Source organism: Streptomyces pseudovenezuelae (assembly GCF_001513955.1).
Lineage (GTDB): Bacteria > Actinomycetota > Actinomycetes > Streptomycetales > Streptomycetaceae > Streptomyces > Streptomyces pseudovenezuelae.
Genome location: NZ_KQ948147.1, coordinates 466,201 through 481,582 on the forward strand (window position 1 = coordinate 466,201; position 15,382 = coordinate 481,582).

Below are 15,382 nucleotides of genomic sequence, written 5' to 3' on the forward strand. Positions count from 1 at the left end.
GCGCAGCCAGGCCTCTCAGCCTGCCCCGCGCCGGGTCAGGACCGTCCGGCCGGGGCCGCCAGTTTGCGCAACCGGCGCCAGTTCAGGCGGGGTTGGGCCGCCGGTACGCCGGGCCGCTTCCTCGGGACACGCACGCGGAGTGCCGCCGGCGCGATACGGCAGTGGACCGGGGTGGGCAGGACCAGGGCCTCGCCGTCGATGCCGACCTCGATCTCCGGGTGGTCGGCGTCGACGACCACCTCCCGCGCGGACAGCACCGCGAGGCCCTGCGGAGCGGGGTCGAGCAGCAGCGCCGCCGCCTCGGCCGCGCTGTCCACCCGGACACCGAGGATGCCCAGCCGCCCGGAGTCCAGCCGCTCACGGCGGCCCAGGCCCACGGGGTCACCGGTGCGGTAGGCGTTGTTGCTCACCAGCACGGCCTGCGGGCCGTCGATCGTGGTCGCCTCGATCCGCGCGGTCAGTCGCGGGCCGCGCTGCCGGGTGAGCAGATCGGGCAGGAGCTCCAGCGTGGTGCCGATCTTGTCGTCGCGGTAGGCGGGACTCTGGACGACCGCCGCGTACGCGCCGAAGGAGGCGTTGTTGACGAACGGACGGTCCGCCACGAAGCCGAGGTCCACCCGGAGTTCGACTCCGTCGGTGAGTGCGTCGAGGCAGGTCGAGGGGTCGGCGCGGTCGAGGCCGAGGTCCATGGCGAAGTGGTTGCGGGTGCCGGCGGAGATGACGAGGAAGGGCAGGTCGTGCTCCGCGGCGACGGCGGCGACCAGCGCCTGGGTGCCGTCGCCGCCCGCGACACCGAGCAGGTCCGCGCCCTCCGCCACGGCCGCCCGGGCCAGCTCGGTCACGTCCTGGTGCTCCTCCGGGTCGAGCAGCACCACCCGGGCGCCCAGGCGTTCGGCCTTCTCCCGCAGCCGGAACTGCTCGACCTTCCCGCCTCCGGAACGGGGGTTCATGATCAGGAAGGGGCGCCGCACGGACCGCGCCCGGTGCTCCTTCATCCGCTTCGGGCGGGTGCCGGCGCTGCGCAGCGCGTACCGCCCGCTCCACACGGCCACGCTCCACAGCACCGGCGTCAGGACGAGCACCCATCCCAGGGTGAGCACGAAGAGCACGAGGACGGCGGCGGGAGTGACGACCGCGAGGGCCGCCGCCAGCCAGCGCTCCGGTCCGCGCCGCGTCAGCGTCCACCAGACGGCCGCCGCCGTGACGGCCGCGCCCGCGAGCCCGGCCGCCAGCAGCAGCACGCCGCCGAGACCGCCGTAGCCGAGAGGCAGCAGGACCGCGAGGGCGGCCGCCGCCAGGGACGTCCTGGCCGCCCATCTCTGCCTGCGAAAGGCCGGGGCGTTCACGTCCACGCTCATGTGCTCCTCCACTGCTCGACGCCCTGGGGCCACGGCGGTCGGCGGAGCATATCCAAAGCGTCGGAACGGCCGGCACCAGGTGTGATGCCGGCCGGTGGACGGTGGGTTCAGATGCCCGGCCGGTACCGGATCGGATGGTCGGCCGGCACCTCCACCAGCACGATCGGGATGCCGTCCGGGTCCGCCACCCACATCTCGACCAGCCCCCAGGGCTCCTTGACCGGCGGCCGCACGATCTCGACTCCCTTGGCCACCAGTTCCTCGTGCGCCGCGGTCACGTCCGGGACCTGGAGCCACAGCCGGAGGTCCGCGCCCTGCGGTGCCTCGGAGCGTCCCGACAGTTCCAGGAACCCACCGCCGAGGAAGTAGACGGTGCCCCGTTCGGGGCCCGTGCCGAACTCGCGGTACACGGCGAGGCCCAGCCGGTCGCCGTAGAAGACCCGGGAACGCTCCGGATCCGTGGGCCGCAGCAGGACGCGGCCGCTCAGTACGTGCACCATGCGGGCGAGCCTATCCGGGGCGTTACTCTCGACCGTGCCCGAGTCGTGCCCCTGAAGTGGAGATGCGCCCCATGGAGACCACCGCCGGCCTCACCTTCCGTGACGCCACCGACGCCGACGTGGACACGCTGGTCGCGCTGGTCGAGTCGGCGTACCGCGGGGACGACAGCCGGGCCGGGTGGACCACCGAGGCGGACATCCTGGAGGGGCAGCGGACGGACCCGGAGGGTGTGCTCGCGGTCATCAAGTCGCCCGACAGCCGGCTGCTGACGGTGGAGCGGGACGGGCGGGTCGTCGCCTGCTGCCAGCTCGAACACCGGGGCACCCACGCCTACTTCGGGATGTTCGCGGTCAGCCCCACCCTCCAGGGCGGGGGCCTCGGCAAGGTGATCATCGCGGAGGCGGAGCGGATCGCACGGGAGACCTGGGACGTCACCGAGATGCACATGACCGTGATCTCCGTGCGCGAGGACCTCATCGCCTGGTACGAGCGGCGCGGCTACCGCCGTACGGGACGGATGACGCCCTTCCCGTACGGCGACGAGCGCTTCGGCGTTCCGCAGCGCGACGACCTGCAGTTCGAGCTGCTGGTCAAGCCGCTGGTGTGACGTCCCTCCCGCGATGACGTGAGCGCCGGGCGTCCCGCGGCTCACGCGGTGAAGCGGCCGGTGCGTTTGATCTCCGGGTAGTCGGTGGTCGCGCCGTCCAGTCCCAGGGCCCGCACCAGCCGCAGCTGGTCCTGGGTGTTCACCACCCAGCCGATGATCTTCAGGTCCGCCTTGCGGGCCGCCTCCACGACCTCCAGGGTCAGCCGGCGGATGTTCAGGCAGACCGTTTCCGCACCGGCCTCGACGGCACGCTCCACGATGTCGGGGCCGAACCGGCTGCCGATCAGCGCGGTCCGGACACCGGGCACCAGGCGGCCGATCTCGGCGATCGCCTCGTCGTGGAACGAGGACACCTCGACCCGGGAGACCAGATCCCTCCGGATCATGACCTCGGCGAGCGCGCGGGCCGCCGCGATGTCCTTGATCTCGGCCTGGAGCGGCGACCGCACGGCGTCCAGGACCTCCTCGAACACCGGGACGCGTTCCCCGCGGCCCGCGTCCAGGGCGCGCAGTTCGGTGAGGGTCTTCTCGGCGATCGGGCCGGTTCCGTCGGTCGTGCGGTCCACGTCGGTGTCGTGCATGACGACGAGGGCGCCGTCCTTGCTCAGATGCAGATCGAGTTCGATGACATCGAGGCCGGCCTGCTGGGCGGCGACGAAGGAACGGAGGGTGTTCTCGGGTTCGGTACCCATGACTCCGCGATGACCGATGGTAAGGAAGTTCAAGGTTCAACTCGCTTCCGTCGACGGCGGCTCGGTGCAGAGCCGCAGCCTAACGGCTACGCCGTGTGATGGACCCGTGCGTACACGCAGGATCGCCAAGGCGGGCGCGGAAGTGATCTCCGTTACCCGGAATCGCTGTGTTCATGGCTTCCGGCAGGAAAAAATTCGGTGACCATTGGGGTGCGCAGGATAACTTCCCGAGGGTGCTCTTGCTGGACGGAAGCTCGTATGTATACGGTCTTCATACGCGAGGTTCTCCGGTGAAGGATGGGACATGACGGAAATTCTTGTGCAGGCGACTTCGGGGGACCGGCTTCCTCCCGTGACCAGGGTGGTGGAGCACCCGGCATGGCCTGTGCTCAAGGATGCCGTGGAGCGGATCCGGCCATGGCAGTCCAAGGACGGGTCGATCGACTTCGAGGCCGACGGTGCCCCCGCGCGCGAGGAGGCCGAGGCCGCCGTACGGCGTGTCGTCGAGGCGGTGCAGGAGCTGTCGCCGCTGCTGCCGCACGACGCCGACTACCACGGTGCCCTCGCCAAGGACCTCACGCGCTGGTCCGAGGGCGGCTTCGAGGTGCCCGACTTCCTCGACTCCCTGCTGGCCTTCCAGCCCGCGGCGAACCGCGCGGACGGCCTCCAGCACCTGGTCGTCTTCCCGATGTACACGCAGAACGGCAACCCGGACCGCAACCTGGAGGCGGTCGTGCTGCGCATGGTCTGGCCCGAGTGGCTGGCCGAGCTGGAGCGCACCCGCTACGACAACCCGCTGTTCTGCGGCATCAAGTTCGAGGACTTCACGGCCGGTTACGACACCAACTCGGCCGTCCTCTTCCCGGAGACCATCGCCGTGCGCGAGGCGCCGGAACGATTCTCCTGGGGCGGTATCTTCTGCGACCGCGAGGCCGCCCGCTTCCGCCGGGTCACCGACGCCGCCGTCGGCATCCTGAGCGTCGAGCTGCCCGAGGACGTCGCCGCGATGGTCCACGACCAGAAGCGCTGCGAGGAGGCCTTCGTCCTGTGGGACATGGTCCACGACCGCACCCACAGCCACGGCGACCTGCCCTTCGACCCGTTCATGATCAAGCAGCGCCAGCCGTTCTGGATGTACGGCCTCGAAGAGCTGCGCTGCGACCTCACCGCCTTCAAGGAGGCCGTGAAGCTGGAGGCCGACGGCGTCCCGCAGGCCCGTGACGTGCAGTACGCGGTCCTCTTCGACCGCATGTTCCGCTTCCCGGTCACCGGCGAGCGCGTGCGCAACTACGACGGGCTCGGCGGCCAGCTCCTCTTCGCCTACCTGCACAAGCACGACGTCGTGCGCTGGACCGACAACAAGCTGTTCATCGACTGGCAGCGCGCCCCGCAGGTCACCAACCAGCTGTGCGCCGAGATCGAGGACCTCTACCGGGCGGGCATCGACCGCCCGAAGCTGGTCCACTGGTTCGCCGCGTACGACCTGGTGTCGCAGTACCTCGCTCCGCACCCGGGCTCCAGGTGGGCCAAGGGCCCGGACGCCCTCGACCTGTCCCAGCCGCCCCGGAAACTCGTCGATGACGTGCTTCCGGACGAGTTTCCGCTGAGCATGTTCTATGAGGCCCTCTCCAAAAAGCTCAAGAACGTGATCGCCTCCACCCGGGGCATCACGGCGGAGAGCGCCGAGCGGACCGCCGCGTGAGCGAGCGCGGCACCGGGAACACTGCACAGGCCGCGCGGGCGGCTGCACAGGAGGCGAAGAACATGGTGGGGAACGGAGCTCTCAACGGTGCGGTGATCGCGGTGGCCGGCGCGGGTGGACCCGCCGGGCGCGCGGCACTCGTCCGGCTCGCCGAGGCCGGGGCGACCGTCGTCGCCGCGGACAACGACCCCGAGCGGCTCGCGGAGGCGGTGGGTGCCGCCCGGGACGCGGGCGGTGGCGCCACCGTCATCGGGGAGCCCGTCGACCTGCTGGACCTGGATTCCACCCGGCACTGGGCCGACGGGATCGAGAAGGAGTTCGGCCGGGTCGACGGCGTCGTCCACCTCGTGGGCGGCTGGCGCGGCAGCGAGACCTTCATCAAGACCAGCCTCGACGACTGGGACTTCCTGGAGCTGCTGCTCATCCGCACCGTGCAGCACACCTCCCTCGCCTTCTCCGAGGCGCTGCAGCGCAGCGACCGCGGTCGTTACGTCCTGATCAGCGCGGCGGGCGCGAGCAACCCCACCGCGGGCAACGCCGCCTACGCCGCCGCCAAGGCCGCCGCCGAGGCCTGGACACTCGCCATGGCAGACTTCTTCCACAAGGCCGGGGCGGGTGCGGACCTCACCTCCGCCGCCACGATCCTGGTGGTGAAGGCCCTGGTGCACGACGCCATGCGCGCCGAGCGCCCCAACGCGAAGTTCGCGGGTTTCACGGACGTCAGGGATCTGGCCGAGGCGATCGCCGGTGTCTGGGACAAGCCCGCCGCCGAAGTGAACGGAAACCGTCTGTGGCTCACCGAGAAGCCGTGAATCCTCCGAAGACCGACGCCCGTCGCCATCACGACCCGGACGTCCGCGGCTTCGCCAGCGACAACTACGCCGGGGCCCACCCGGAGGTGCTCGCCGCCCTGGCCCTCGCCAACGGCGGGCACCAGGTCGCGTACGGCGAGGACGACTACACCGACAACCTCCAGCGGATCGTCCGCAGCCACTTCGGGGCCACGGCCGAGGCGTTCCCGGTCTTCAACGGCACCGGCGCCAACGTGGTCGCGCTCCAGGCGGTCACCGACCGCTGGGGCGCGGTGATCTGCGCCGAGAGCGCGCACATCAACGTCGACGAGGGCGGCGCCCCCGAGCGGATGGGCGGCCTCAAGCTGCTCACCGTGCCGACGCCGGACGGCAAGCTCACTCCCGAGCTGATCGACCGGCAGGCGTACGGCTGGGACGACGAGCACCGTGCGATGCCGCAGGTCGTCTCGATCACCCAGAGCACCGAGCTCGGCACCCTCTACACGCCCGACGAGATCCACGCGATCTGCGACCACGCGCACGCGCACGGCATGAAGGTCCACCTGGACGGCTCCCGCATAGCCAACGCGGCCGCCTCCCTGGACGTCCCCATGCGGACGTTCACCAACGCGGTCGGCGTCGACATCCTCTCCCTGGGCGGGACGAAGAACGGCGCGCTGTTCGGCGAGGCGGTCGTGGTGATCAACCAGGACGCGGTCTCCCACATGAAGCACCTGCGCAAGCTGTCCATGCAGCTCGCCTCCAAGATGCGTTTCGTGTCGGTGCAGTTGGAGGCCCTGCTCGCCAAGGACCTGTGGCTGCGCAACGCCCGCCACTCCAACGAGATGGCCCAGCGGCTGGCGGAGGGCGTCCGTGCCGTCCACGGCGTCGAGATCCTCTACCCGGTCCAGGCCAACGGCGTGTTCGCCAAGCTCCCGCACGACGTGAGCGAGCGCCTCCAGAAGCGCTTCCGTTTCTACTTCTGGGACGAGGCCGAGGGCGTCGTCCGCTGGATGTGCGCCTTCGACACCAGCGAGGACGACGTGGACACGTTCGTGGCTGCGCTGAAGGAGGAGATGGCGCGCTAGGCGCGCGCCGGGCCGCGGCACGGCTGTGCTTGCATGCCGGTGTGGACAAGACACCGGGCCGGGTCCGGCCGAGGACCGAGGACGACCTCCGGGCATGCGTGCGAGTGCTGGGGGAGGTGCACCGGCAGGACGGTTACCCGGTGAACTGGCCTGCCCGGCCCGGCGAGTGGCTGACGCATGCTGCGGCGCTGGGCAACTGGGTCGCCGATCTGGACGGCCGGGTGGCGGGCCACGTCGGCCTCACCCGCAGCGCCGAGGGCGACCTGGCCCCGGTCCTGTGGGGCGAGCGCAACGGCACGAGCGGGGAACGGGCCGCGGTGGTCGGCCGGTTGTTCGTCGCCCCGTGGGCGAGGGGGCACGGGATCGGTGCCCTGCTGATGGGGCGAGCGGTGGCGGAAGCACGGCACCGCGGCCTGCATCCGGTGCTCGACGTGGTCGCGTCCGACACCGCCGCGGCGGCCCTGTACGAACGGCTGGGCTGGACGCGGCTCGCCACGGTCGAGCAGCGCTGGAGCGCGTCCCAGGTGGTGACCGTCCATTGCTACGCCGCATAAATATGCGGAAACTATGCGCGGCTGGCCTTCGAGTTCGTCCGCGAGGCGATCCCGCACTCCCAGGACTCCGGCGACCTCCGCGTCACCTGGCGGGCCTCCGACGTCCTGGAGCAGGGCACCGGCATCTGCATCCACGCCCGGCTTGTTGCCCCGGGGGTCCTGGCGGTGCCAGGCGACGCCCGGTTCTCCCTCGACGGCGAGCGGCTGGCCTTCACGCCGGATCCGAAGTCCAATGAGATGGACTGTCCGGTCCTGTACGCTGAACCGCACCCGACCGTCCTGAGCGTCCTCCAGGCCGCCCCCGACCGGCCGTACCTCTGGAAGACACTTCCCACCGCACTCTGAGGCACCCGATGACCCTCTCCCTGACCGTGTCCGACGAGGTGCGCGCCCTCGCACCCGGCTTCACGCACCTCGCCGTCGAGGCCCACGGACTGACCAACGGGCCCAGCACCGACGCCAGTTCGGCGCTGCTCGACGAGGCGGCCCGCCGGCTCGCCGTACGACTGGACGGGCGCGCCCCGCACGAGGACCCGCACATGGCGGCCTGGCGTGAGGTCTACACGGCGTTCGGCTCGAAGCCGTCGCGCACCCGCAACTCGGCGGAAGCGCTGGCGAAGAGGGCGCTGTCGGACGCGGGGCTGCCCCGCATCAACCTCCTGGTCGACCTCTACAACGCGATCAGCGTCGCGCACCTCGTCCCCGTCGGCGGCGAGGACCTCGACCGCGTCCGGGGCGGGATGCGTCTCGTCCGGGCCGCCGGTGACGAGGACTTCGTGACCATGGCCGGCGGCGAGGAGGTCGTCGAGCACCCCGACCCCGGTGAGGTGGTCTGGCGGGACGAGGCCGGCGTGACCTGCCGTCGCTGGAACTGGCGCCAGGGTCCGCGCACCAGGCTCACCGAGCAGACGGTCTCGGGCGTCTTCCTGCTGGAGGCCATGGCCCCGATGCCGCTCGCCGACGTGGCGAAGGCGGCCACGGAACTGGCCGAACTGCTGGAGGAGTTCAGCCCGGGGGCGCGGATCGAGGTGGCTACCGAGCCTCTGCCTCGCGCACCTGCTCCGGAGTAGGCGCCGTACCCCCGAGATGGGCCGGCATCCACCATGTGTCGTCCGGCCCCTTGGGGCGCACCGGGTAGGCCCGCTGGGCCGCTTCCAGCAGCTCGTTGACCCGCTCGCGCACCTGCCGGGTGATCGCGCCCGCGTACTTGTCGCGGGACGCCTCGATCGCTTCGCCGACCCGCATGGTGATCGGGAGGTGGCTGCGCTTGAAGTTGCGCGGTTGCCCCTTGGTCCACAGTCGCTGCGTGCCCCAGACGGCCATCGGGATCAGCGGGACCCCGGCCTCCTGTGCCATCCGCGCCGCACCCGACTTGAAGCTCTTCAGCGTGAAGGACTGCGAGATCGTCGCCTCCGGGAAGACCCCGACGATCTCTCCCGACCGCAGCGACTCCAGGGCATGGGCGTACGCCGTCTCGCCCTGTGTGCGGTCGACCGGGATGTGCTTCATCCCGCGCATCAGCGGGCCCGAGACCTTGTGGCGGAAGACGGACTCCTTCGCCATGAAGCGCACGAGACGCTTCTGCGGGAGCGCGGCCAGGCCGTTGAAGACGAAGTCCAGGTAGCTGATGTGGTTGCTCACCAGCACGGCACCGCCCGAGCGCGGGATGTTTTCCGAACCCTTGCAGTCGATCTTGAGATCCCAGGCCTTGAACAGGGCCTGGGCGAATCCGACGACGGGACGGTAGACAAGCTCTGCCATGGGCGGGGTGAGCCCTTCCTGCTCTGCCTGGGAAGCCGACTCCCCGGCAATAAGTTACGCAGCCGTAGGTTTACGGCATCTCGCAGATCGTGCCCGAAGAACGGGCGGGGAGCCAGTCCTGGTGCCCGCCCGGAGCGAGATTCTCGTCACGTCTGCCCAGTGATCCACCTTGGGCTTTTAATCCTTCTTTACTCCGCGCGAACCGTCACCCGCCGCACGAGCAGGTACATCTCGCATCCCAGGCAGTACCCGAAGGTGGCGTTGAGGAAGGCCGCCGCGAGCGCCGCTCCGGTGGCGGCGAGCCCGAGCCACTCCGGTCCGATCCCGTATCCCACGAGCCCGAGGGCCGCGAAGGTCAGACCCACGGCCTGCGCGAACCGTGGCGGTTCGGGTGCCTCGAACTCGGTCGGCGGGCCGATCCGCGGCCGTACGACCGCGCGGAACAGCAGGCCGTAGGGCGAACGTCCCACTCCGCCGGCCGCGCCCAGCGCGAACGCCAGCGTCTGCCAGACCAGCAGCCAGACGCTGCCCGTGATCAGAACGGCCGCCAGCACGACGGTCGTCACGGCCGCGCCGAAACGCGGCCCCCTTGCATCGATGTCCATGAATCAAGCATTCCGCAACGGAAAGACCTGGGGGAGGCGGGAATCTTTGCAGTCTCGTGAATGCTGATGCGGAGGATGACCGGACTTGTGGTGTGCGTGGCGGTGCTCGCGGCGGCGAGCGCCTATGGAGTGCTGCAACGGCGGAGGAACGGGAGAGTGCGGGTGCGCGGGCGCGACGACGGCAAGAGGCTCGGCGCCGCCGAGTTGGGCGCGGAACTCGGTGAGCGCGCCACGCTCGTCCAGTTCTCCAGCGCCTTCTGCGCGCCCTGCCGGGCGACCCGCCGGGTGCTCGGCGAGGTCGCCGCAGTGGTTCCCGGCGTGAGCCATGTCGAGATCGACGCCGAGGACAACCTCGACCTCGTCCGTGCGCTCGACATCCTCAAGACGCCGACCGTGCTGGTCCTCGACGCCGACGGCAGGGTCGTGCGTCGGGCCACCGGTCAGCCGCGCAAGGCGGACGTCATCGCGGCGATCGGAGAGGCGGTGTGAGGCCGGGTGCGCGCACGGTGAGGCATCTCCCATATGCCGGAACCCACTTGACTGTGCACCGCACCTATCGTCAGCCTGACCGTATGCCCAGGGAACTCCTTCTGTTCGGGCGGGTCCACGTCGACCTCGCCCGTACCGCGAGCGCGCGCTGTCCGGTCTGTTGAGCAGTCACGGTCCGGCTCGACACTCCTCGCAGAAGGAACACCGCATGACGGCCCCGTCCGACCTCGGCAGCCCCCGGCTCGCCTCGCCCGACCTCCTGCGCTCCGTCTTCCGGCGGCACGCGGCGGGAGTCGCCGTGATCACCGCGAGCGGTGACGCCGGCCCCGTCGGCTTCACCGCCACCTCCCTCGCGTCGGTCTCCGCCGAACCCCCCATGCTGTCCTTCGGGATCGGCACGGGCGCCTCCAGCTGGCCCGCGATGTCCCGGGCCGACCACGTCGGCGTGCACATACTCGGCGAGCACCAGGAGGAGCTGGCGGCCACCTTCGCCCGCAGCGGCGCCGACCGGTTCGGCGCGCCCACCGCCTGGCGCGAGGGGCCCGAAGGCGTCCCCGTCCTGGACGACGTGCTCGCCTGGCTGGTGTGCCGGGTCCACGCACGCGTGCCCGCCGGTGATCACCGCATCGTGCTGGCCGAGGTGCGGCTCGGGGACCACGAAGGCGTCGGCCGGCCGCTGCTCTACCACCAGGGCCGGTTCAACGGCCTGCGCGACTGATCGGCTCGCCGAGGCTTCCCGCCGGGCTGCGGGGCCGTCGAGTTCCGATTACGCTGCGTTGCGAAGGTCACAGTTCAAAGCGCTTGCTTAGCGGGCACATGCTGGATGTACTGGTGAGTAATATTGCGGTCGGAGCACAGCCCGCCCCGACCGGGATCGGCCGCTTGGGGCGCCTATGCTGCCTGCAAGAGGCAGCCGAAAAATGACGATGCAGTAGGAGAGTCGGCGTGAGCTTGAGGATCGTTGTCACTGTGAAGTACGTGCCCGACGCCACCGGCGACCGGCACTTCGCCGATGACCTGACCGTCGACCGGGACGACGTGGACGGTCTGCTCTCCGAGCTCGACGAGTACGCGGTCGAGCAGGCGCTGCAGATCTCCGAGAACTCCGACGACGACGTCGAGGTCACGGTCCTGACCGTCGGCCCCGAGGACGCCAAGGACGCGCTGCGCAAGGCGCTGTCCATGGGCGCCGACAAGGCCATCCACGTCGAGGACGACGACCTGCACGGCACCGACGCCCTCGGCACCTCCCTGGTGCTGGCCAAGGCGATCGAGAAGGCCGGCTACGACCTGGTGGTCTCCGGCATGGCCTCCACCGACGGCACCATGGGCGTCGTCCCGGCCCTGCTGGCCGAGCGCCTGGGCGTCCCGCAGGTCACCCTGCTCTCCGAGGTCTCCGTCGAGGACGGCACCGTCAAGGGCCGCCGCGACGGCGACGCCGCCTCGGAGCAGCTGGAGGCCTCCCTCCCGGCCGTCGTCTCCGTCACCGACCAGTCGGGCGAGGCGCGTTACCCCTCCTTCAAGGGCATCATGGCCGCCAAGAAGAAGCCGGTGGAGTCCTGGGACCTGTCCGACCTGGAGCTGGAGGCCGGACAGGTCGGCCTGGAGGGCTCCTGGACCACGGTCGACTCCGCGGCGCAGCGTCCGGCCCGCACGGCCGGCACGATCGTCAAGGACGAGGGCGAGGGCGGCAAGCAGCTCGCCGAGTTCCTCGCGAGCCAGAAGTTCATCTAAGGGTCACTGGCCCGCCGAGGCTCAACCCCCAACCGCCCCTCAAGCCTTCGCAATCCGCAGGAGAGCATTCCCATGGCTGAAGTTCTCGTCTACGTCGACCACGTGGACGGTGCCGTCCGCAAGCCCACCCTGGAGCTGCTGACCCTGGCCCGCCGCGTCGGCGAGCCCGTCGCCGTCGCGCTCGGTGCCGGTGCCGCCGACACCGCCGCCGTCCTGGGCGAGCACGGCGCCGTCAAGGTCCTCACCCACGACGCCTCCGAGTACGCCGACTACCTCGTCGTACCCAAGGTGGACGCCCTTCAGGCGGCCGTCGAGGCCGTCTCCCCGGCCGCCGTGCTGGTCCCGTCCTCCGCCGAGGGCAAGGAGATCGCCGCCCGTCTGGCGCTGCGCATCGGCTCCGGCGTCATCACCGACGCCGTCGACATCGAGGCCGGCGACGAGGGTCCGGTGGCCACCCAGTCGGTGTTCGCCGCCTCCTTCACCACCAAGTCCCGTGTCTCCAAGGGCACCCCGGTCATCACCGTCAAGCCCAACTCCGCCGCCGTCGAGGCCGCCCCGGCCGACGCCGCGGTCTCGGAGCTGAGCGTGACCTTCTCCGCGCAGGCCACCGGCACCAGGGTGACCGGCCGCACCCCGCGCGAGTCGACCGGCCGCCCGGAGCTGACCGAGGCCGCGATCGTGGTCTCCGGCGGCCGCGGCGTCAACGGCGCCGAGAACTTCGCGATCATCGAGGCCCTCGCCGACTCCCTCGGCGCGGCCGTCGGTGCCTCGCGTGCCGCGGTGGACGCCGGCTGGTACCCGCACACCAACCAGGTCGGCCAGACCGGCAAGTCGGTCTCGCCGCAGCTGTACATCGCCAACGGCATCTCCGGCGCGATCCAGCACCGCGCGGGCATGCAGACCTCGAAGACGATCGTGGCGGTCAACAAGGACGCCGAGGCCCCGATCTTCGACCTCGTCGACTACGGCGTCGTCGGCGACCTCTTCGACGTCGTCCCCGCCCTCACCGAGGAGATCAAGACCCGCAAGGGCTGATCCCGCTCCGGGCGTACGAGGCCCCCGTGACCGCCGACGCGGTCGCGGGGGCCTCGGCTCATCCCAGGGTCAGCGTGGCCTGCACCGGCAGGTGGTCGCTCGGGAACTGCCCGTTCATCGCGAAGGTGTTGATGGCGGCCCGGAGCACGGTGGTGCCGGGGGTGGCGAGGATCCAGTCGATGCGCTCGCCGTCGGGGGTGAGGGGCCGGTAGCCGTGGAAGGTGGCGTACAGCCGGCTGCGTTCGGCGGCCGCGTCCCAGGTGTCGACGAGTCCCGCGGCGAGCAGGGTGTCGTACGCCCGGTTGTCGTGGGCCGGGGCGTTGAAGTCGCCGGTGACGACGACCGGCAGGGCCCGGTCGAACCCGGCGATCTTCTCGCCGAGGAACTGGGCGGAACGTTCGCGCGCGTACTGCCCCACATGGTCGAAGTGGGTGTTGAGGACGTAGAACTCGCGGCCGCCGGCGCGGTCGCGGAAGCGGATCCAGGTGACGATCCGGGGGAGCGCGCCGCCCCAGGTGTTCGAGCCGATGACTCCGGGAGTGTCGGAGAGCCAGTGCGTGTCGTGCTCGACCGGGGCCAGGCGCCGGGTGTCGTAGAAGATCGCCGTGGACTCGTCGTGGCTGCCGCCCTCCCGGCCGGTGCCGATCCAGTCGTAATGCGCTCCCAGGTCGGAGTGGATGTCGAGCAGCTGCTGGTAGAGGCCTTCCTGGGTGCCCATCACCGTGGGCGCCTCCTGGCGCAGGAGTTGGCGCATCACCGGGCGGCGGACGGTCCAGCTGTTGGGTTCGGAGGTACTGGCGAAGCGGAGATTGAACGTCATGACATCGAGTCGGCGGTGGTGCGGCTTGGCGGCGGAGGCCGGCAGCGTGCCCATCAGCGGCACGGTGACGGCGGCGGCCACGGCGGTTCTCAGGCCCATGCGACGCGTCATTCTGTGGGTGTCCGACATGTTGTTTCCCTCCCGACGGGACAGGATGAATGGTCGAGCCGGAGTGCGGTAGACGGCGTAGGGGTTCTCGGCACCTTGAATGAACGCGACGGCTCATGCTGTGGACGGGGTGTTGACCCTCGGGAGGCTTCGCGGATAACTTCGCTCTACGGATTGTTGATTCCGTAGAGCGGAAAACAGGAGGGTGTGGGATGGGTCAGGGTCAGCAGGAGCAGGTGTCGACGAGCCTCGCGGGAGCCGTCAGCGAGGAGATCAGCGCCTCCCTCGCGCCGGTCGACGCCGAACTGGAGCGCCGCTACCCCGGAGACCCCGGCACCCGCCAGCCCGTGCACACCGTCTACGTCCCCGGTGACGTCTTCGCCGCCGACACCGTCCGCTCCTGGGGCGAGAAGGCCCTCACGGCCCTCGACACGCACGCCCCGGACGCCGCGTCCTTCGCCGCCGTCCTCGGGCTGTCCGCCGAGCTCGCCGAGCCCGTCTACGCGCGCGTGCGCGCCAAGCTGGAGCACGAGCCGATCGAAGACCTGCGCGTCGACTTCGAGGACGGCTACGGCCCGCGCCCGGACGCGGAGGAGGACGAGTCGGCGGCCCGCGCGGCCCGCCTGATCGCCGAGGCGTACGAGAACGGCACGGCGGCGCCGTACATGGGCATCCGCATGAAGTGCATGGAGGCGGCCGTCCGGGACCGGGGCATCCGGACCCTCGACGTCTTCCTCAGCGGCCTGATGGCGGCGGGAGGCCTGCCCGAGGGGCTGGTGCTGACCCTGCCGAAGGTGACCTACGCCGAGCAGGTCACCGCGTTCGCCCGGCTTCTGGAGGCCTTCGAGAAGGCGCACGGCCTGGACGCCGGCCGGCTCGGTTTCGAGATCCAGATCGAGACCAGCCAGTCCATCCTGGCCACCGACGGCACCGCCACCGTCGCCCGCATGATCCAGGCCGCCGAGGGCCGCGCCACCGGACTGCACTACGGCACCTTCGACTACAGCGCCTGCCTCGGGGTCTCCGCCGCCTACCAGGCCAGCGACCACCCCGCGGCCGACCACGCCAAGGCGATCATGCAGGTCGCGGCCGCGGGCACCGGCGTGCGGGTCTCGGACGGCTCCACGAACGTCCTGCCGGTCGGGCCGACGGCGAAGGTCCACGACGCCTGGCGGCTGCACTACGGCCTGACGCGCCGCGCCCTGGCCCGCGCCTACTACCAGGGCTGGGACATGCACCCCGGCCACATCCCCACCCGGTACGCGGCCGTGTTCGCCTTCTACCGCGAGGGCTTCGAGCAGGCCGCCGACCGTCTCGCCCGCTACGCCAACCGGGCCGGCGGCGACGTCATGGACGAGCCCGCGACCGCCAAGGCGCTCAGTGGCTACCTGCTGCGCGGTCTCGACTGCGGCGCCCTCGACATCGGCGAGGTCGCACGGCTGACCGGTCTGACCCGGGCCGACCTGGAGAGCTACGCGGTGCCCCGGCGCGGTGATCTGACCGTCTCCACGCACTAGTCTTCACGAAGGCGGCGAAG

Annotated in this window: 17 protein-coding genes and 1 pseudogene; 12 read left to right on the plus strand and 6 right to left on the minus strand. The window is 70.8% G+C overall.

The features are described 5' to 3' along the window. Window positions 1–35: 35 nt before the first annotated feature. Both AQI94_RS18415 and AQI94_RS18420 read right to left on the minus strand, forming a co-directional pair. The gene (locus AQI94_RS18415; protein WP_062229824.1) at window positions 36–1,358 is read right to left on the minus strand and encodes a diacylglycerol/lipid kinase family protein; all 1,323 of its coding nucleotides are present in this window, start codon (window positions 1,356–1,358) and stop codon (window positions 36–38) included. Window positions 1,359–1,465: 107 nt separating this feature from the next. Beyond that, entirely contained in the window at window positions 1,466–1,858 is a 393-nt protein-coding gene (locus tag AQI94_RS18420; protein ID WP_031053025.1) for a VOC family protein, read from the minus strand. A gap of 71 nt (window positions 1,859–1,929) precedes the next feature. On the opposite strand from AQI94_RS18420, the gene AQI94_RS18425 reads away from it, so the two are divergent. After that, on the plus strand, window positions 1,930–2,466 hold the full coding sequence (locus AQI94_RS18425; protein ID WP_031053028.1) for a GNAT family N-acetyltransferase: 537 nt from the start codon (window positions 1,930–1,932) through the stop codon (window positions 2,464–2,466). Window positions 2,467–2,507: 41 nt separating this feature from the next. On the opposite strand, the gene AQI94_RS18430 is transcribed toward AQI94_RS18425, so the two are convergent. After that, window positions 2,508–3,191 carry a glycerophosphodiester phosphodiesterase gene (locus AQI94_RS18430; RefSeq protein ID WP_031053031.1) on the minus strand — a complete coding sequence of 228 codons (684 nt, stop codon included), beginning with the start codon at window positions 3,189–3,191 and terminating at the stop codon, window positions 2,508–2,510. A 271-nt stretch (window positions 3,192–3,462) separates the two neighbouring features. Between AQI94_RS18430 and AQI94_RS18435 the strand changes: the two genes are divergently transcribed. The 6 genes and pseudogenes from AQI94_RS18435 (at window position 3,463) to AQI94_RS18460 (ending at window position 8,363) form a co-directional block, all read left to right on the plus strand. After that, window positions 3,463–4,860, plus strand: coding sequence for a DUF6421 family protein (locus AQI94_RS18435; protein WP_031053034.1), 1,398 nt, complete (start codon window positions 3,463–3,465; stop codon window positions 4,858–4,860). 62 nt (window positions 4,861–4,922) lie between these two features. After that, window positions 4,923–5,672, plus strand: coding sequence for an SDR family NAD(P)-dependent oxidoreductase (locus AQI94_RS18440; RefSeq protein ID WP_062229825.1), 750 nt, complete (start codon window positions 4,923–4,925; stop codon window positions 5,670–5,672). Then, window positions 5,669–6,739 carry a threonine aldolase family protein gene (locus tag AQI94_RS18445; protein WP_031049115.1) on the plus strand — a complete coding sequence of 357 codons (1,071 nt, stop codon included), beginning with the start codon at window positions 5,669–5,671 and terminating at the stop codon, window positions 6,737–6,739. The genes AQI94_RS18440 and AQI94_RS18445 overlap by 4 nt, the downstream gene beginning before the upstream one ends. A 41-nt stretch (window positions 6,740–6,780) precedes the next feature. Further along, window positions 6,781–7,293 carry a GNAT family N-acetyltransferase gene (locus AQI94_RS18450; RefSeq protein WP_031049116.1) on the plus strand — a complete coding sequence of 171 codons (513 nt, stop codon included), beginning with the start codon at window positions 6,781–6,783 and terminating at the stop codon, window positions 7,291–7,293. Between the two features lie 12 nt (window positions 7,294–7,305). After that, window positions 7,306–7,638, plus strand: a pseudogene (locus tag AQI94_RS42865) (transglutaminase); the annotation flags it as partial. 8 nt (window positions 7,639–7,646) lie between these two features. Continuing rightward, window positions 7,647–8,363, plus strand: a complete 717-nt coding sequence (locus AQI94_RS18460) for a B3/B4 domain-containing protein (protein ID WP_031049118.1) — start codon at window positions 7,647–7,649, stop codon at window positions 8,361–8,363. Here AQI94_RS18460 and AQI94_RS18465 read toward each other — a convergent pair. Then, entirely contained in the window at window positions 8,326–9,054 is a 729-nt protein-coding gene (locus AQI94_RS18465) for a lysophospholipid acyltransferase family protein (RefSeq protein WP_031049119.1), read from the minus strand. The two genes, AQI94_RS18460 and AQI94_RS18465, sit on opposite strands and share 38 nt — an antisense overlap. A 188-nt stretch (window positions 9,055–9,242) precedes the next feature. Beyond that, a complete protein-coding gene (locus tag AQI94_RS18470; RefSeq protein ID WP_031049120.1) occupies window positions 9,243–9,659 on the minus strand; it encodes a DUF4395 domain-containing protein in 417 nt (138 codons plus the stop codon). 75 nt (window positions 9,660–9,734) lie between these two features. Here AQI94_RS18470 and AQI94_RS18475 point away from each other — a divergent pair, with 75 nt between their 5' ends. The 4 genes from AQI94_RS18475 (at window position 9,735) to AQI94_RS18490 (ending at window position 12,917) form a co-directional block, all read left to right on the plus strand. Further along, window positions 9,735–10,148 carry a TlpA family protein disulfide reductase gene (locus AQI94_RS18475; protein ID WP_031049121.1) on the plus strand — a complete coding sequence of 138 codons (414 nt, stop codon included), beginning with the start codon at window positions 9,735–9,737 and terminating at the stop codon, window positions 10,146–10,148. Window positions 10,149–10,356: 208 nt separating this feature from the next. Continuing rightward, window positions 10,357–10,866 (plus strand): flavin reductase family protein, encoded by a 510-nt coding sequence (locus tag AQI94_RS18480; RefSeq protein WP_031049123.1) that lies wholly within the window; start codon window positions 10,357–10,359, stop codon window positions 10,864–10,866. A 227-nt stretch (window positions 10,867–11,093) separates the two neighbouring features. Next, on the plus strand, window positions 11,094–11,882 hold the full coding sequence (locus tag AQI94_RS18485; protein WP_031049124.1) for an electron transfer flavoprotein subunit beta/FixA family protein: 789 nt from the start codon (window positions 11,094–11,096) through the stop codon (window positions 11,880–11,882). Window positions 11,883–11,954: 72 nt separating this feature from the next. Continuing rightward, window positions 11,955–12,917 carry an electron transfer flavoprotein subunit alpha/FixB family protein gene (locus AQI94_RS18490; RefSeq protein WP_031049125.1) on the plus strand — a complete coding sequence of 321 codons (963 nt, stop codon included), beginning with the start codon at window positions 11,955–11,957 and terminating at the stop codon, window positions 12,915–12,917. 58 nt (window positions 12,918–12,975) lie between these two features. Here the strand turns inward: AQI94_RS18490 and AQI94_RS18495 are convergent, their stop codons facing one another. Beyond that, window positions 12,976–13,836: an endonuclease/exonuclease/phosphatase family protein gene (locus tag AQI94_RS18495; RefSeq protein ID WP_391269060.1), complete on the minus strand. Its 861-nt coding sequence runs from the start codon at window positions 13,834–13,836 to the stop codon at window positions 12,976–12,978. Between the two features lie 221 nt (window positions 13,837–14,057). Between AQI94_RS18495 and AQI94_RS18500 the strand changes: the two genes are divergently transcribed. Further along, a complete protein-coding gene (locus AQI94_RS18500) occupies window positions 14,058–15,362 on the plus strand; it encodes a DUF6986 family protein (protein WP_031049127.1) in 1,305 nt (434 codons plus the stop codon). The last annotated feature ends 20 nt before the right edge of the window (window positions 15,363–15,382 follow it).

What these genes read in the sequence shown, in the direction of transcription:
- AQI94_RS18415 (WP_062229824.1), bottom strand. Translation starts at nt 1,358, where the DNA reads ATGAGCGTGGACGTGAACGCCCCGGCCTTTCGCAGGCAGAGATGGGCG.
- AQI94_RS18420 (WP_031053025.1), bottom strand. Translation starts at nt 1,858, where the DNA reads ATGGTGCACGTACTGAGCGGCCGCGTCCTGCTGCGGCCCACGGATCCG.
- AQI94_RS18425 (WP_031053028.1), top strand. Translation starts at nt 1,930, where the DNA reads ATGGAGACCACCGCCGGCCTCACCTTCCGTGACGCCACCGACGCCGAC.
- AQI94_RS18435 (WP_031053034.1), top strand. Translation starts at nt 3,463, where the DNA reads ATGACGGAAATTCTTGTGCAGGCGACTTCGGGGGACCGGCTTCCTCCC.
- AQI94_RS18440 (WP_062229825.1), top strand. Translation starts at nt 4,923, where the DNA reads ATGGTGGGGAACGGAGCTCTCAACGGTGCGGTGATCGCGGTGGCCGGC.
- AQI94_RS18460 (WP_031049118.1), top strand. Translation starts at nt 7,647, where the DNA reads ATGACCCTCTCCCTGACCGTGTCCGACGAGGTGCGCGCCCTCGCACCC.
- AQI94_RS18465 (WP_031049119.1), bottom strand. Translation starts at nt 9,054, where the DNA reads ATGGCAGAGCTTGTCTACCGTCCCGTCGTCGGATTCGCCCAGGCCCTG.
- AQI94_RS18470 (WP_031049120.1), bottom strand. Translation starts at nt 9,659, where the DNA reads ATGGACATCGATGCAAGGGGGCCGCGTTTCGGCGCGGCCGTGACGACC.
- AQI94_RS18475 (WP_031049121.1), top strand. Translation starts at nt 9,735, where the DNA reads ATGACCGGACTTGTGGTGTGCGTGGCGGTGCTCGCGGCGGCGAGCGCC.
- AQI94_RS18480 (WP_031049123.1), top strand. Translation starts at nt 10,357, where the DNA reads ATGACGGCCCCGTCCGACCTCGGCAGCCCCCGGCTCGCCTCGCCCGAC.
- AQI94_RS18490 (WP_031049125.1), top strand. Translation starts at nt 11,955, where the DNA reads ATGGCTGAAGTTCTCGTCTACGTCGACCACGTGGACGGTGCCGTCCGC.
- AQI94_RS18495 (WP_391269060.1), bottom strand. Translation starts at nt 13,836, where the DNA reads ATGGGCCTGAGAACCGCCGTGGCCGCCGCCGTCACCGTGCCGCTGATG.
- AQI94_RS18500 (WP_031049127.1), top strand. Translation starts at nt 14,058, where the DNA reads ATGGGTCAGGGTCAGCAGGAGCAGGTGTCGACGAGCCTCGCGGGAGCC.